General features: G+C 57.3%; 17 protein-coding genes. 11 read left to right on the forward strand and 6 right to left on the reverse strand.

Going from position 1 to position 14,704, the window contains the following annotated elements:
• Positions 1 to 109: 109 nt before the first annotated feature.
• The 3 genes from ENH71_RS00695 to ENH71_RS00705 all read right to left on the reverse strand — a co-directional run bounded on the left by ENH71_RS00695 (position 110) and on the right by ENH71_RS00705 (position 2,950).
• Positions 110 to 985: a carbon-nitrogen hydrolase family protein gene (locus tag ENH71_RS00695; protein WP_294136461.1), complete on the reverse strand. Its 876-nt coding sequence runs from the start codon at positions 983 to 985 to the stop codon at positions 110 to 112.
• Positions 986 to 1,053: 68 nt separating this feature from the next.
• On the reverse strand, positions 1,054 to 1,668 hold the full coding sequence (locus ENH71_RS00700; protein ID WP_294136462.1) for a DUF8692 domain-containing protein: 615 nt from the start codon (positions 1,666 to 1,668) through the stop codon (positions 1,054 to 1,056).
• A gap of 97 nt (positions 1,669 to 1,765) precedes the next feature.
• Positions 1,766 to 2,950, reverse strand: coding sequence for a GGDEF domain-containing protein (locus tag ENH71_RS00705; RefSeq protein ID WP_294136463.1), 1,185 nt, complete (start codon positions 2,948 to 2,950; stop codon positions 1,766 to 1,768).
• A 44-nt stretch (positions 2,951 to 2,994) separates the two neighbouring features.
• Between ENH71_RS00705 and ENH71_RS00710 the strand changes: the two genes are divergently transcribed.
• The 11 genes from ENH71_RS00710 to ribA all read left to right on the forward strand — a co-directional run bounded on the left by ENH71_RS00710 (position 2,995) and on the right by ribA (position 11,193).
• Positions 2,995 to 3,141, forward strand: a complete 147-nt coding sequence (locus ENH71_RS00710) for a hypothetical protein (RefSeq protein ID WP_294136464.1) — start codon at positions 2,995 to 2,997, stop codon at positions 3,139 to 3,141.
• 39 nt (positions 3,142 to 3,180) lie between these two features.
• Positions 3,181 to 4,443: a serine hydroxymethyltransferase gene (gene glyA / locus ENH71_RS00715; protein WP_294136465.1), complete on the forward strand. Its 1,263-nt coding sequence runs from the start codon at positions 3,181 to 3,183 to the stop codon at positions 4,441 to 4,443.
• A 25-nt stretch (positions 4,444 to 4,468) separates the two neighbouring features.
• Positions 4,469 to 4,921 (forward strand): transcriptional regulator NrdR, encoded by a 453-nt coding sequence (gene nrdR / locus ENH71_RS00720; protein WP_294136466.1) that lies wholly within the window; start codon positions 4,469 to 4,471, stop codon positions 4,919 to 4,921.
• 79 nt (positions 4,922 to 5,000) lie between these two features.
• Complete coding sequence (gene ribD, locus ENH71_RS00725; RefSeq protein ID WP_294136467.1) at positions 5,001 to 6,131, forward strand: bifunctional diaminohydroxyphosphoribosylaminopyrimidine deaminase/5-amino-6-(5-phosphoribosylamino)uracil reductase RibD; 1,131 nt, start codon at positions 5,001 to 5,003, stop codon at positions 6,129 to 6,131.
• Between the two features lie 45 nt (positions 6,132 to 6,176).
• Complete coding sequence (locus tag ENH71_RS00730) at positions 6,177 to 6,863, forward strand: riboflavin synthase (RefSeq protein WP_294136468.1); 687 nt, start codon at positions 6,177 to 6,179, stop codon at positions 6,861 to 6,863.
• Positions 6,864 to 6,921: 58 nt separating this feature from the next.
• Positions 6,922 to 8,043 (forward strand): bifunctional 3,4-dihydroxy-2-butanone-4-phosphate synthase/GTP cyclohydrolase II, encoded by a 1,122-nt coding sequence (gene ribBA, locus ENH71_RS00735; protein ID WP_294136470.1) that lies wholly within the window; start codon positions 6,922 to 6,924, stop codon positions 8,041 to 8,043.
• Between the two features lie 49 nt (positions 8,044 to 8,092).
• Positions 8,093 to 8,569, forward strand: coding sequence for a 6,7-dimethyl-8-ribityllumazine synthase (gene ribH, locus ENH71_RS00740; protein WP_294136472.1), 477 nt, complete (start codon positions 8,093 to 8,095; stop codon positions 8,567 to 8,569).
• A gap of 4 nt (positions 8,570 to 8,573) precedes the next feature.
• Positions 8,574 to 9,101, forward strand: a complete 528-nt coding sequence (gene nusB / locus ENH71_RS00745) for a transcription antitermination factor NusB (RefSeq protein ID WP_317622430.1) — start codon at positions 8,574 to 8,576, stop codon at positions 9,099 to 9,101.
• The gene (gene thiL / locus ENH71_RS00750; RefSeq protein ID WP_414704720.1) at positions 9,088 to 10,101 is read left to right on the forward strand and encodes a thiamine-phosphate kinase; all 1,014 of its coding nucleotides are present in this window, start codon (positions 9,088 to 9,090) and stop codon (positions 10,099 to 10,101) included. Before nusB ends, thiL begins: the two co-directional genes overlap by 14 nt.
• Positions 10,094 to 10,570 carry a phosphatidylglycerophosphatase A family protein gene (locus ENH71_RS00755; protein WP_294136476.1) on the forward strand — a complete coding sequence of 159 codons (477 nt, stop codon included), beginning with the start codon at positions 10,094 to 10,096 and terminating at the stop codon, positions 10,568 to 10,570. Before thiL ends, ENH71_RS00755 begins: the two co-directional genes overlap by 8 nt.
• A 32-nt stretch (positions 10,571 to 10,602) precedes the next feature.
• Entirely contained in the window at positions 10,603 to 11,193 is a 591-nt protein-coding gene (gene ribA, locus ENH71_RS00760; RefSeq protein WP_294136478.1) for a GTP cyclohydrolase II, read from the forward strand.
• A gap of 15 nt (positions 11,194 to 11,208) precedes the next feature.
• Here the strand turns inward: ribA and ENH71_RS00765 are convergent, their stop codons facing one another.
• Genes ENH71_RS00765 through dxs form a run of 3 tightly spaced genes read right to left on the reverse strand, consistent with a single transcriptional unit; the run spans position 11,209 to position 14,668 of the window.
• Positions 11,209 to 12,102 (reverse strand): cobalamin-binding protein, encoded by an 894-nt coding sequence (locus tag ENH71_RS00765; RefSeq protein WP_294136482.1) that lies wholly within the window; start codon positions 12,100 to 12,102, stop codon positions 11,209 to 11,211.
• 1 nt (position 12,103) lies between these two features.
• Positions 12,104 to 12,712, reverse strand: coding sequence for a cob(I)yrinic acid a,c-diamide adenosyltransferase (cobO, locus tag ENH71_RS00770; protein WP_294136484.1), 609 nt, complete (start codon positions 12,710 to 12,712; stop codon positions 12,104 to 12,106).
• 39 nt (positions 12,713 to 12,751) lie between these two features.
• The gene (gene dxs, locus ENH71_RS00775; RefSeq protein WP_294136486.1) at positions 12,752 to 14,668 is read right to left on the reverse strand and encodes a 1-deoxy-D-xylulose-5-phosphate synthase; all 1,917 of its coding nucleotides are present in this window, start codon (positions 14,666 to 14,668) and stop codon (positions 12,752 to 12,754) included.
• Positions 14,669 to 14,704: the final 36 nt, after the last annotated feature.

Here is a 14,704-nt window from a genome sequence, read left to right on the forward strand (position 1 = left end):
TCTGAATCGGGCGCCGCTGCCGATTTTACAGGGGCGCCGTTTGGAGAGGCGTCTCTTTGGTCGGCCTCCCCGTTTGCTGCGCACAGTCTATCATGGAGTGCTGCGCCACTTAACTGACCTTGATGATCTCCACTGGCCGCTCGTAGATGTTTTTACGCTTGTCATACAAGGGGATGGTGGTGCCGCTCAGGCGGTTGGTTACCAGATCCTGCAGGTCCACATCGGCCACCACAATCTGCTCAATGTTCGGCGTGCCTTCGGCCGCAATGCCGTCACGGGCGAAGGAAAAGTCCGACGGTGTGATGATGCTGGCCTGACCGTAGTGCATACCCAACCCTTCGACCGCCAGGTTGCCGACGGTGCTGGTCATGACCACATATACCTGGTTTTCGATCGCGCGGGCGTGGCAGCAATATCGTACGCGCAGGAAGCCCTGGCGATCATCGGTGCATGAGGGCACCATCAGTATGTCCGCACCGGCTTCACAGACCATGCGTGAGAGCTCGGGAAACTCGATGTCGTAGCAGATCAGGATTGCAATCTTGCCAAAGGGCGTCTCGAAAAGATGCAGCTTTTCCCCCGCTGCTGTGTCCCACTTTTCGCGCTCCCAACGGGTGCGGTGAATCTTGTCCTGTTCGTATATTTCGCCGCCGGGCGTGAAATAATACGCCGTATTGACCAGGCTCCCGTCCTCCTTTAACGAAGGGTGCGTGCCTCCGATGAGGTGCACGTCCCATTGCGCCGCCAGTTCCTGCATCAGGTCTTTGTAGCGACGGGTATAGTCGTTCATGTTGCGCACGGAGGTGCGCAAGTCGGTGGTGTCCATGAAGGAGAGTAGCTGCGTCGTCAGAATTTCGGGTAGCAGCACAAACTGGGGTTTGTAGTCCCCGGCCGCTTTCATGATGAAGCGGACCTGATTTTCGAATCCGGACCAATCATTGATCTGGCGTAAAAGATACTGCACTGCGGCGATACGAACGATCATAAAACACCCTTGTCTATCCCGATTAAGGCCTCAACTATAGGCAGTATTTGGCCCGCTGTCGATCGGGGCTATTGACTGAAACTGATCTTGCACAGCAGGCCAGTGTCTTTGGTCATGTAGTTGAGAAGAGCGTACTGAAACAGAATGACACCGAACATCTCCATGCCTTCCTCTACGGGCGTCCACAGATTGTAGGCGAGCGTATTCAACTCGTCGTTATACAGGAAAGGTTCCGTGTACAGTTCCACGCCGACAGCACCACCCAGAAAGATCAGACCTGACAGGACGAACAATGACGCTGTGCGTGCGGGCAGAAAATACAGAAAGCGAACGAATACAATGGCCAGCACCAGGGCCAGCGGCAGCGCGTACACAGCCCACGACGTTTCGGTGACCACATTCAGGCTTTCGTGCAGTCCGGCCATCTCATCCAGTGACAGTAACAGGAAGCCCCACCCCAGCAGCATCCAGTGGTAACGCCAACGATCACGATGTCGCCATTTGTCGATAGCCAGCAGCAGTGTCAGCGCTGCCGTGAGCATCAGATTTGCCGATGAAAACCAGGTTGGAATATTGTTTTCTTCGTCGACGTCGAATAGCTGCCGGATGACCCAGGGTATGTCGCTGACGAGATAATGGTGAATATTCAGCCAGACATGGATGAACAGCAGGAATCCTGCCACCAGGCTCAGCAGCAATACGGGCGCGCGCGGGTTAAGTTTAAACTGGATTTGTTTGATGTGGGTATCCTCCGGGCGTCCGGCGCCATCGGGTGCCGGCTCAGCTATCCGTGCTCAGGGGCGCACAATGCGCCTGTTTCTGTTGTTTCTTGTCGCGGTACATACTGGCGTCAGCAGCCCCAAGCAGCGTATCGAGGCTGTCGCCATCTGCGGGAAAGACCGCGGCGCCGATGCTGACGCCGGTATCCAGGCTACTGCCAGTGCCACTTAGCGTCATTTTCCCATCCAGTTGCTGGCGTATACGCTCCACCACCTGCATCAACAGCTCGGCAGAGTCCATTTGTCGCGCCAGAATGATGAACTCATCACCGCCGAGCCGGCCGGCGAAATCGGACTCGCGCACGGCCTTTCTCAGCCGTGTTGCCAGTTTGGTCAGTACTTCATCGCCCGCGCTATGACCGTATTTGTCATTGACCTGTTTGAAATCATTGATGTCCAGGATGATCAGCGCGAATTTTTCGCCGCTACGCCGTGCCTCGGTCAAGGTCTGTGCGAATTTTTCGTCGATCCAGCGCCGGTTGGGCAGTGCGGTCAATGAGTCTTCGCGGGCCAGCAGCATCTCCTGCTGCCGGGAGCGGAAATAACAGGCCACACTCAAGCCAAAGATCCAGGCAACATGGAAATTGGCACCGGCAAAAATATACCACTGCGTGACAGGCGAGTCTGCCCCGCTGCCCGCAAGTTCATTGCCGCCAAGCGTCAGTGCCAATCGCCAACTGACAACCAGTCCTATCAATATGCTGGCACTGGCCGCCAACAGGTTGGCCTGCAGCTCGTCGCGGCTGGCGGTGCGCCAGACCAATACCACGCCGGCAAGCAACTGAAATGTCATGTTAAAAGAGTCCTGGAAAATATCGCGGGCGACCGGGTCCAGGCGATAGGTCCAGGAGGCGATCAAAAAAACCGGTATCAGCGCCAGAAACAGTTGCTGGCGGCGTCTGGAGTCATAGCCGCGGAATTGCAGGGTCCCTTCCAGCACCAGCATGCTGGCCAGCAGGCTGATACTGGTGCCCATAAAGGATGCCCATCCGTCAGCCCAGCCAGCCTGGGCGCTGAGCACCGATGTTAGCGCGGAGGCGGTGTTGAGGAGTGTTCCCACCATCCAGTAGGGTACGCCCGGCATATCCCGGTTGATGCGCCAGATCATAAGCATCACGATAAACGATGTCATCGCCAGGGTGATGAACATCAATACCAGGGTGGTGATGTCTAGCTGCAAAGCCATTGCGCGGTGATTCCGTACATTCAAGGGTGACTAAAGGTAGCTGTATGACAAGGGATTGTCCAGATTCAGTATCCGGCAACCCGATCGGGGCTGTGGTGCATGGCAAAACGGTCGCTCATATCGGTGTTTACCGGGGTCAGGCAACGGCGGTAAAGCAATTTCAGGATGCTGAGCAGCGCCAGATCATGTAAAATACGGCCTCACTGAAATTTCCAGCCATGGGGAACTGCATGTTTAGTACCAGCATGACCATCAAAGACTTTGATCCCGAGTTGCACGCCGCTATTGAAGGCGAACGTCAGCGTCAGGAAGAGCATATCGAATTGATTGCTTCGGAAAACTACACCAGCCCGCGCGTCATGGAAGCACAGGGCAGTGTTCTGACCAACAAATATGCTGAAGGTTACCCGGGCAAGCGCTATTACGGCGGTTGTGAGTTTGTTGATGATGTGGAAACGCTGGCCATTGAGCGCGCCAAGCAGCTGTTTGGCGCCGATTATGCGAATGTGCAGCCGCACTCCGGCTCCCAGGCCAACGCTGCGGTTTACATGGCATTGCTGAAGCCGGGTGATACCGTGCTGGGCATGAGCCTGGCACACGGCGGACACCTGACCCATGGTGCCAGCGTGAGCTTTTCCGGCCGTATCTATAACGCTGTGCAATATGGCATCAAGGAAGACGCTACCGGTGAAATCGACTATGAGCAGGTCGAGGCGCTGGCGCTGGAACACAAGCCGAAAATGATTGTGGCGGGTTTTTCCGCCTATTCACGCATCGTTGACTGGATGCGCTTTCGCGAGATCGCCGACAAGGTGGGAGCATACCTGCTGGTGGATATGGCGCATATCGCGGGCCTGGTGGCGGCGGGAGTGTATCCCAGCCCGGTGAAGATTGCTGATGTCACCACCACAACGACCCACAAAACGCTGGGCGGTCCGCGTGGTGGCATCATCATGGCCAAAGCCAACCCGGAACTGGAAAAGAAGCTCAATTTTGCGGTATTCCCGGAAAGCCAGGGTGGCCCCCTGATGCATGTCATCGCCGCCAAAGCCGTGTGTTTCAAGGAGGCCATGACCAAGGAGTTCAGGGAATACCAGAAGCAGGTGGTCAAAAATGCCCAGACCATGGCCAACGGTTTCATCGAACGTGGTTTTGAGGTCGTTTCCAACGGTACCGATGACCACCTGTTCCTGCTCAGTCTGGTAAAACAGGACATCACGGGCAAAGACGCTGATGCTGCCCTGGGCCGCGCCTACATCACAGTCAACAAGAATGCGGTGCCTAACGACCCGCGTCCGCCCTTTGTTACCAGTGGTCTGCGCATTGGCTCACCGGCGGTGACCCGTCGCGGTTTTGGCGAGAAAGAAGTCGCTGAACTGACCGGTTGGATGTGCGACATTCTGGACGATATTGAAAACGAAGCCGTTATCGACGCGGTGCGCGAAAAAGTGAAAGCTTTGTGCGCCCGCTTTCCCGTATACAAGAGCGCGTAATTAAGCGCTACAGAGACGCCTGACCATGCATTGTCCCTTTTGTGGCGCGCTGGATACCAAGGTGATTGATTCGCGGCTGGTCGCTGAAGGCGACCAGGTGCGACGTCGCCGTGAATGCATAACCTGTGCGGAGCGTTTTACGACCTACGAAACTGCCGAGTTGGTGATGCCTCGCATCATCAAGCAAAACGGCAACCGGGAGTCCTTTGACGAACGCAAGTTGTATTCCGGTCTGATGAAAGCGCTGGAAAAACGTCCGGTCAGTATTGAGGATGTGGAGTCTGCCGTGAATCGTATCAAACATTTCCTGCGTGGCACCGGCGAGCGGGAAGTACCGTCCCGGGTGCTCGGTGAGCAGGTCATGCGGGAATTGCGTCAGCTTGATGAAGTGGCGTTTGTCCGGTTCGCGTCGGTGTACCGTAGCTTCAAGGATCTGAACGAGTTTCGCGCAGAAATCGACCGGCTTTCTAATGAATAGCGATGCGGCTGGCACCTGGCTGGCCGCGAGCCGCCCAACATCAAATTCCGGTTAGCCCGACCATCGGAGACCTAAGCCCTTGACGACAGAGCAATATATGCAGCGCGCCATTGAGCTGGCGCAGTCTGTGCTGAGCGCGGGTCCGAACCCGCGCGTTGGCTGCGTGGTTGTGCGTGACGGCCAGATAGTCGGCGAGGGTTTTCACGAGAAGCCGGGCGAAGCCCACGCTGAGGCCATTGCCCTGCGTGAGGCCGGCGACAAGGCCAGGGGTGCCACGGCCTATGTCTCGCTGGAACCCTGCGCGCACATGGGTAAAACGCCGCCGTGTTCGGAGGCGTTGATCCAGGCCGGCGTGGCGGAAGTGGTTTACGCGGGCAGCGACCCGAATCCGCAAGTGTCCGGTCAGGGACTGCAGCGTTTGCTTGAGGCCGGTGTTCGTGTCCGCGGGCCGGTACTGGCGCAGGAAGCCGATGCCCTCAATCGCGGCTTTCTGAAACGCATGCGGCAGGGCCTGCCCTGGGTGCGTTGTAAAATGGCTATGAGTCTGGATGGGCGCACGGCCATGGCATCCGGCGAAAGTAAATGGATTACCGGTGCGGCGGCGCGCGCAGATGTGCAGTTGATGCGGGCCGGCAGTTGCGCGGTGTTGACCGGCGTCAACACGATTCTGAGTGATAATCCGAGCCTGAATGTGCGGCTGGACCAACTGGATGACAGCCAGGCAGCGCTGATCGGCGATCGCCAGCCACTGCGGGTGGTGCTGGATTCGTCGTTGCGCACGCCACCCGATTCGCGCTTGATCAGTTTGCCGGGTGAAGTGCTGTTTTTGACCGGGCAACCACACCGGCAACAGCGCGCGCGGTATCAGGGGTCACGAGCCAATATCCGCGAAATCCCGGTACAACCGGGCGGGCGTCTGGATCTGCGCGCTGCCATGGCAAGTCTGGCACTGGACTACGAATGCAATGAAGTCATGCTGGAAGCCGGTCCTACGCTCAGCGGTGCCATGGTGCAGGCAGGTCTGGTCGATGAAGTGGTGATTTACATAGGTGCGCGTTTTCTGGGCAGTGATGCCTTGCCGTTGTTTCATTTGCCCGGCATCAACCGCATGCAGGATCACATCGGGCTGGAGATCACCGCTGTGCGTCAGATTGCCGAAGATTGTTGCATTACTGCCCGCCTCAAGCGGGTAGACAGGCAGCCGGGATAAATAGCCAGGATAGATAGCCAGGATAGATAGCCAGGAAAAACTGATATGTTTACCGGAATTATTGAATCGATTGGCAGCGTCGACGAGTTTAAACTGCGTGGCAATGAGTGGCGACTGAAAGTCCGCTGCCCGGCGCTGGATATGAGCGATGTGCAACTGGGCGACAGCATTGCCGTCAATGGTTGTTGCCTGACAGTGACTGCGTTCAACAGCGACAGTTTTTGCGCCGATGTCTCCAATGAGAGTATCAGCCTGACGACATTCCAGTACCTGAAAAGCGGTGCCAAGGTAAACCTGGAAAAAGCGCTGACACCTCAGACCCGGCTGGGTGGCCATCTGGTCAGCGGTCATGTGGACGGCATCGGCGAGTTGCTGTCCCAGACCAGCGACGGCGGTAGCTGGCGCCTGACATTCAGAGTGCCCGACGCGCTGGCGCGGTACGTTGCCCAAAAAGGGTCGGTCTGTATCGACGGTACCAGTTTGACCGTGAACACTGTAGAGGGTGCCTGCTTCAGTGTTAACATAATCCCGCACACGCAGCAGGCCACCGTTATTCACACCTATCGCGCAGGTCAGCATGTCAATATCGAAGTGGATCTGATTGCGCGTTATCTGGAACGCCTGGTGCTGGGTGACAGTGCCGCGCAGGCGACAGGCAGCGCAGAAACAGCGACCGGTGGCGCCGCCGTGCTGACCAGAGCTTTTCTGGCCGATCACGGCTTCGGCAATTGATCAGTCTTACATACACACAGTCTTGAACGCACAAAGTGCAAACAAAGTAGCGAGAATTATGAAACTCAATACGATTGAAGAGCTGGTGGAAGACATTCGCCAGGGCAAAATGGTTATCCTGATGGATGACGAGGATCGCGAGAACGAAGGTGATCTGGTTATTGCTGCTGAAAAAGTACGGGCAGAAGATATCAATTTCATGGCCAAAAATGCGCGCGGACTGGTGTGTCTGACATTGACCCGGCAGCGTTGCGAGCAACTGGACCTGGGGTTGATGGTCAGCAAGAACAACACGCCGTATAACACCAATTTCACGGTGTCGATTGAAGCGTCTGCCGGCGTCACGACGGGCATTTCAGCCGCTGACCGGGCGGTGACGATACGGGCTGCGGTGGCACGTGACGCCAGCCCATACGATATTGTACAGCCCGGTCATGTATTCCCGATCATGGCGCAACCCGGCGGAGTGTTGCGCCGCGCAGGTCACACCGAGGCTGGCTGTGATCTGGCAAGGCTGGCGGGTATGGAGCCGGCGGCAGCCATTGTCGAGATCATGAACGAAGACGGCACCATGGCGCGGCGGCCCGATCTGGAAGTCTTTGCCGAGCAGCATGGCCTGAAGATCGGCACCATTGTGGATCTGATTCACTACCGTATTGCCAACGAACATACCGTGGTGCGCAAAGACAGCAACAAAATCAAAACCGAGCACGGTGAATTCACCTTGCATACCTTTGAAGATACCATTTCCGGCGGTACCCACATGGCGTTCACCATGGGAGAGTTTACCCAGGACGATGCGGTCATGGTGCGGGTGCACATTGCCAGTACCTTGCGCGATGTATGTGATGTCGTGGTGCAGGGTCAGACCAGTTGGTCATTCAGCCGCGCCCTGGAGCGCATCGCCGCGGAAGGTTGTGGCGTCGCTGTGCTGTTGTCGGGCGACGACTACGAAGAAGATATCAACGAAAGCATCAACAGCGTGCTGACGGCCAAGAAAATCATTCCGCGTCGTCATCGTCATGCCGGCAGTGATGTCACCATCGGCACCGGGTCGCAGATTCTGCGTGATCTGGGGGTGGGTAAAATGCGTCTGTTGAGTTATCCGGCCAAATACAACGCACTGACCGGGTTCGATCTGGAAGTGGTGGAGTTTGTTGAATTCGATGTGCCGGCATGATGGCCGGCTGTTGTGCACAGTCAGGAATTTTTAATCAGGGGATCAGAACATGAGCAATATCCGCACAATCGAAGGTGATTTTCTGCCGGGCAAAGGCAAGTACGCTATCGTCGCCTCGCGCTTCAACAGCTTTATTGTCGAAAAACTGATTGATGGCGCGGTGGATACGCTGCGCCGCCATGGTGTGAAAGACAGCCAGATCACTCTGGTGTGGGCACCGGGTGCCTATGAGCTGCCGCTGCTGACCAAGCATGTCCTGGCCAAGGGTTCCTATGATGCGGTGGTTGCGCTGGGCGCTGTGATCCGTGGTGGCACACCACATTTCGATTTCGTTGCCGGCGAGTGTGTAAAGGGGCTGAGCCAGGTCGGACTGGACGCCGGTGTGCCGGTAGCATTTGGCGTACTGACCGTTGATACCATCGAGCAGGCCATTGAGCGCGCCGGCACCAAAGCCGGTAACAAGGGCGCGGAAGCGGCCATGGGTGCGATTGAAATGGTCAGCGTCATCAACAAGCTGGGAGCCTGATCGCGTGATAGAGATTCCAGGGGTCAGCGGCTCATTGCCGGACCAGGCGGTGCCAGAGGCAGACCCGCAGAGTAAACGCGGTGACGATGCCAAAAGCAAAAAGCTGAACGAGCGTCAGAAAGCCCGTCGTATGTTATTGCAGGCCCTGTACCAGTGGGAGATTGCGCGTGCACCGGTGCACGATATTCTGGCCGAGTTTCTGGTTTATTATCAGGGCAAAATAGACCGCGAGTTCTTTAAACAGGTATTTCCCGACGTTATCGCGCACGTGGCAGAACTGGATGAAATGATGCAGCCCTGGCTGGATCGCCAGATAAAGTCACTTGATCCTATAGAATTGTCTCTGCTCCGGCTGGGGATCTATGAGCTGGCGCACCGGATTGATGTGCCCTATAAAGTTGTGATCAACGAGGCTGTTGAACTGGCAAAAGTATTTGGTGCCACCGATGGTCACAAATACATCAATGGCGTACTGGACCGGGCCGCCAAACAGTTGAGGGTACTGGAGCAGCGTGGCACTGGCCGAGTTTGAGCTGATCAGACAGTATTTCACCACGGCCGGGTTGACGTTTGCCCGCCCGGGCATTGTGCTTGGCCCGGGCGACGATTGTGCGCTGCTGGAGTTGCCTGCAGGCACGCAATTGGCGATGTCGATGGACACGCTGAATCAGGACGTGCATTTTCCTGCCGGCGCCGATGCTGCCGAGCTGGCCCAACGCTGTCTGCGTGTCAACCTCAGTGACCTGGCGGCGATGGGTGCGGAGCCACTGGGGTTTACGCTGGCGCTGAGTTTACCTGCAGTGGATGAACATTGGTTGCAGGGTTTCAGCGAAGGTCTGGCAACGTGTGCGGCGCAATATCAGTGCAGTCTGCTGGGAGGCGATACCACGCGCGGTCCACTGGCAATCACCATTCAGGTTCATGGCCTGGTGCCGGCAGGTCAGGCACTTCGGCGCGCGGGAGCCAGCGTGGGCGATGCCATCTATGTGACCGGAACCCTGGGCGATGCGGCACTGGCCGTGCCTTACCTGACACAACAGCCCGGCTTTGACATGACTGCACTGAGCGCCGCCGACCGGGCCTCGCTGCAGGCAGCGTTCTATCAACCTGTGCCCCGCACTGAGGCCGGTATTGCGCTGCGCGGGCTGGCGTCGGCGGCGCTTGATATTTCCGATGGCCTGGCCTCCGACCTGAATCACATTCTGCAGGCAAGCACGGGCCCCAATGTTACTCCGGGCGCCATCATAGAGAGCGCCCGGGTGCCGGTCTCCGATGTTTTTGCCCGTCTGGTGCCGGACGCTGAGCAACTGCCCATGGCATTGGGGGGGGGTGACGATTATGAGTTGTGTGTCACGGTGCCGCCGCAACACGAAGCGCAGGCGCAAGCGGCACTGCAGGCTCTGGGGCTGAAATTCACCCGTATTGGTGAGGTGGTGGCCAGTTCCGGTATCATGCTCAGGGGCAGCGACGGGGATCCGCGTCCGCTGCCATTCAGTGGCTATCGGCACTTTGGGGACAATGGTAATGAGTAAGACGCCAGCGTCTGTGTGGCGTAATCCGGTGCATTTCCTGGCATTCGGGCTGGGCAGTGGTGCGGCGGCAAAAGCGCCCGGTACGTTTGGGACACTCGCTGGCGCCCTGATCTGGCTGCTGCTGCCGCCAATGGGGCCGCTTTTTTATCTGTTATTCCTGGCGCTTACGTTCGCTGTCGGCATTTGGCTGTGCGGCCGCACGGCCGAAGATATTGGTGTGCACGACCATGGTGGCATCGTTTGGGATGAATTTGTCGGCCTGTGGCTGACCATGTTTCTGGCACCACCCGGTTTGCTGTGGCTGGTGTTGGGATTTTTGCTGTTTCGTGTCTTTGATATTCTGAAACCCTGGCCAATTGCCTGGTGTGATAAACACGTAGAAGGTGGTCTGGGTATCATGATTGATGATGTGCTTGCCGGCCTGATGGCACTGGCATGTCTACAGCTCATTGCTGTATCGATTCTGTGAGAGGTTATGGATTCTGTGAGAGGTTATAACAGGTGAGAGTCAAATTTGTTGCCCAGGCAACGCTACCCACTGAGTGGGGAGATTTTACCATTCATGGTTTTGAGGACCTGGTAACAGGAAAAGAGCACATCGTGCTGGCCATGGGCGATGTTGCTGCCGTCGACTCAGTGCTGTGTCGGGTGCATTCCGAATGTCTGACCGGGGACGCGCTGTTCAGTCTGCGCTGTGATTGCGGGCCCCAGTTACAGTACGCGATGCAGAAAGTGGCCGAGGCAGGCTGCGGTATGATTCTGTATCTGCGCCAGGAAGGGCGCGGCATCGGTTTGCTGAACAAGATCAAAGCGTATTCGCTGCAGGATCAGGGTGCTGACACCGTCGAAGCCAATGAGCAACTGGGGTTTGCTGCGGACGGGCGTGAATACGAAGTGTGCAAACTCATGCTGGCACACTTTGGCGTGACTGATGTACGACTGTTGACCAACAATCCGGACAAGGTTGATGCGCTGGTGTCGCTAGGTATCACAGTATCAGAGCGGGTGCCGATCGAGATCGGTCTGAACAGTCACAATGAGAGTTATCTGGCGGTCAAGGTCAGTAAAATGGGGCACCTGCTGAAGGGCTGAAGATTGCCGGTCTGCTTAGCGGCGCGCCTGATCGATGTGGCCACACATCTGACGCGCGCCCTGCAGCGCCCGCAGACTGTGGCGTTGTACCTGATCGGGCGGGATCACATACAGGTGTTGATTGCCAACAGCCGCCAGCTGTGGCCAGCGCAACCATTCGTCCAGCCAGGCTGGCGCTTGTGCCGAGGAGCCGCTGGCGATAATGACCTGCGGGTTGCGCGCCAATACATCTTCCAGATTGACTTTGGGGCCCACGGGCAGTTCCGCAAAAATATTCCCGCCGCCGCACAGGTTGATCATATCGTTGATCAATTCGTTTCCGCCGACACTGATCATCGGACTGTGCCACACCTGATAGAAAACGCGTACGGGTTCTTTGTCGCCAAAATCCGCGCGTAATTGCTCAATCTGTCGGCTGAACTGCCGGTTGAGCTGTGCACCCTCAGCGGCGTGTCCGGTGAGGATGCCCAGGCGTTGCAGGTGGTCACCGATGCTGGCCAGCGAATCAGGCTCTGCCACATAAACCGGGAAACCCAGCGTGGCCAGGCGGTTCAGTGCACCGCGTGGGTTGCCGCTACGCCATGCCACGATCAGGTCCGGTTGCAGTGCCACGATGCGTTCCATGTCGAGGGAATCATAGCGCCCCACGACCGGCAGACTGAGTGCTTCGGGAGGATAGTCACTGTAATCCATGACGCCCACCAGCTGGTCACCGGCACCCAGACTGAACAACAGTTCAGTCATCGATGGCGCCAGACTGATAATGCGTTTGGCCGGCGCCGGCAGCACGATGCGGGTGCCGTCATCATCAAACACACCGAGATCGCTGTCAGAGGTGCCGGTCAGCGGCAGTACTGCCAGCAGAATGGTCGCCATCACCGACGCGCAACGTGCATGCCCCCTGAGCATGTCAGTAATCGATGCCTTTCTGTACACGCACGCCGGCATTGAATGCGTGTTTGACATCGGTGACGTCGCTGACGGTGTCTGCCAGCTCAATCAGGCGCTGGTTGGCATTACGACCGGTAATGATCACATGCTGATCTGCCGGCCGGTCGCCCAAAGCCTTGATGACACGGTCAGCATCCAGATAGCCATAAGTCAGCATATATGTCAGTTCGTCGAGCAGTACGACCTTGACGTCAGGGTTTTTCAGCAGTGTTTCGGCGTGTGCCCAGGTGGCTACTGCGGCACTGATATCGGCTTCGCGGTCCTGGGTTTCCCAGGTGAATCCGGTATTCATCACGTGGAATTCCACCAGCGGATGTTCACTGAACAGCAAATGCTCGCCACACTCCCATTGGCCCTTGATGAACTGCACCACACCGCAGCGCAAACCGTGGCCGACACTGCGCGCCAACATGCCAAAGGCGGATGAGCTTTTGCCCTTGCCGTTGCCCGTCAGCACGACAAGCAGCCCTTTGTCGACAGTGGCTGCGGCGATTCGCTGATCGACATGTTCTTTTTTACGTTGCATCGCCTTCTTGTGGCGTGCATTACGTTCGCTGCTGGTTTCCATAAGGTGTCCCGATGCTGTATTTATAGTGTTTTGATGGGTTCACTCGGCGCTGGCGTGAGGGACCCGGGCGGGTATGTTGCAGCGTGCCAGTTTATCGCTGCTGGCGCTGACAATGCCCTCGTGATTCAGGCCCGCGGCAGCGAGCATGTCAGGCACGTGGCCGTGCTGCAAAAACGTATCCGGCAGCCCCAGGTTGAGCACCGGCAGCTGAAAGTCGCGTTGCAGCAGCAGCTCATTGACAGCCGAGCCGGCACCGCCCGCGACCGCGTTTTCTTCCACGGTAACGATCAGTGCATGCTTGTCTGCCAACTCGCAAACCAGCGCCTCGTCCAGCGGTTTGATAAAGCGCATGTCAACAACAGTCGCATCCAGTGTTTCGCCTGCCGCCAATGCCGGCTGCACCATGCTGCCAAACGCCAGAATGGCAATGGTGTGCCCTTTGCGTTTGAGCTGTGCCTTGCCTACGGGCAACATCTGCATATCCTGTTCGATGCGTGCCGCCGGCCCTTTGCCGCGCGGATAACGCACGGCCACCGGACCGGTGTGCTGGTAGCCGGTGTACAACATCTGGCGACACTCGTTTTCATCACTGGGGGCCATGATGACCAGGTTGGGAATGCAGCGCATGAAGCTCAAGTCAAAACTGCCCGCGTGTGTGGGTCCGTCTTCGCCTACCAGGCCGGCACGGTCGATGGCGAACAGCACATTCAGGTTCTGCAAGGCGACATCGTGGATGAACTGATCATAGGCGCGTTGCAGGAAGGTGGAATAAATGGCGACCACCGGTTTCATGCCATCGCAGGCCATGCCGGCCGCAAACGTAACGGCGTGCTGCTCAGCGATGGCGACATCGTAAAAACGGTCCGGGTACTGCTCGGCAAAACCGTCCATGCCGGAGCCACTGCTCATGGCCGGGGTGATGGCGACAAGCTTGTCATCGCGCGCCGCCATGTCTGTCAGCCAGTCGCCAAAAACACGCGAATACGTCGGGCTGGCAGGCTGCGAGCCCTGCGGTCGTTTGGGTTTGGCTTCGATTTTGGTCAGCGCATGCATGCCAAACGGGTCGTTCTCTGATGCTTCGTAACCTTTGCCTTTTTGCGTGACGATGTGCAGTAACTGGGGCCCACGCAGTTGTTTGATATTTTGCAGTACCTCAATCAGGCGCCCGGTGTCGTGGCCATCAACCAGGCCAATGTAATTGAAGCCGATTTCTTCAAACAGGGTGCCAGGTGACACCATCCCTTTCATGTATTCTTCGGCGCGATGGGCCGCTTTCAGCGCCGGTGGAATATGAGACAGTACTTTCTTGCTGCCGGCGCGAATAAAGTTGTAGGGCCTGCTGGCCCACATACGCGCGAAATAGCTCGACAACCCACCTACGTTTTTGGAGATGGACATATTGTTGTCGTTGAGAATGACCAGCACGTTGTCATCCAGTTCACCGGCATGGTTGAGTGCTTCAAAGGCCATGCCTGCAGTCATGGCGCCGTCGCCGATCACCGCGATGACATGACGGTCCTGTGCCTGTTGGCGGGCGGCGACCATCATGCCCAGTGCTGCGCTGATCGACGTGCTGGAATGCCCGACGCCAAAGCTGTCGTATTGGCTTTCGCTGCGGCAGGGGAAAGCCGCCAGCCCGCCGGGCTGACGCATGGTTAACATCTGTTCGCGACGGCCGGTCAGGATCTTGTGCGGGTAACTCTGGTGCCCGACATCCCAGACCAGTTTGTCTTGTGGAGTGTCGAAAACGTAATGCAGCGCGATGGTCAACTCAACAACGCCAAGGCCGGCGCCGAAGTGGCCTCCGGTCTGACCGACAGAATAAAGCAGGAACTGACGTAGCTCGCGCGCCAGATCCACGAACTGTTCCGGATCCATCTGTTTTAACTCGGCCGGCGTGTTTACCTGATCCAGCAAAGGTGTTTGCGGGCGGCTGAGCGGGATTTCATTAAGCATGGGTGTTAGGCCTGAACTTGTATGTCTGTACCCCGG

The sequence above is a fragment of the Pseudohongiella sp. genome (assembly GCF_011050365.1).
In the GTDB taxonomy this organism is placed as follows: Bacteria; Pseudomonadota; Gammaproteobacteria; order Pseudomonadales; family Pseudohongiellaceae; genus Pseudohongiella.

What these genes read in the sequence shown, in the direction of transcription:
- ENH71_RS00695 (WP_294136461.1), bottom strand. Translation starts at nt 985, where the DNA reads ATGATCGTTCGTATCGCCGCAGTGCAGTATCTTTTACGCCAGATCAAT.
- ENH71_RS00705 (WP_294136463.1), bottom strand. Translation starts at nt 2,950, where the DNA reads ATGGCTTTGCAGCTAGACATCACCACCCTGGTATTGATGTTCATCACC.
- ENH71_RS00710 (WP_294136464.1), top strand. Translation starts at nt 2,995, where the DNA reads ATGACAAGGGATTGTCCAGATTCAGTATCCGGCAACCCGATCGGGGCT.
- glyA (WP_294136465.1), top strand. Translation starts at nt 3,181, where the DNA reads ATGTTTAGTACCAGCATGACCATCAAAGACTTTGATCCCGAGTTGCAC.
- nrdR (WP_294136466.1), top strand. Translation starts at nt 4,469, where the DNA reads ATGCATTGTCCCTTTTGTGGCGCGCTGGATACCAAGGTGATTGATTCG.
- ENH71_RS00730 (WP_294136468.1), top strand. Translation starts at nt 6,177, where the DNA reads ATGTTTACCGGAATTATTGAATCGATTGGCAGCGTCGACGAGTTTAAA.
- ribBA (WP_294136470.1), top strand. Translation starts at nt 6,922, where the DNA reads ATGAAACTCAATACGATTGAAGAGCTGGTGGAAGACATTCGCCAGGGC.
- ribH (WP_294136472.1), top strand. Translation starts at nt 8,093, where the DNA reads ATGAGCAATATCCGCACAATCGAAGGTGATTTTCTGCCGGGCAAAGGC.
- ENH71_RS00755 (WP_294136476.1), top strand. Translation starts at nt 10,094, where the DNA reads ATGAGTAAGACGCCAGCGTCTGTGTGGCGTAATCCGGTGCATTTCCTG.
- ENH71_RS00765 (WP_294136482.1), bottom strand. Translation starts at nt 12,102, where the DNA reads ATGCTCAGGGGGCATGCACGTTGCGCGTCGGTGATGGCGACCATTCTG.
- cobO (WP_294136484.1), bottom strand. Translation starts at nt 12,712, where the DNA reads ATGGAAACCAGCAGCGAACGTAATGCACGCCACAAGAAGGCGATGCAA.
- dxs (WP_294136486.1), bottom strand. Translation starts at nt 14,668, where the DNA reads ATGCTTAATGAAATCCCGCTCAGCCGCCCGCAAACACCTTTGCTGGAT.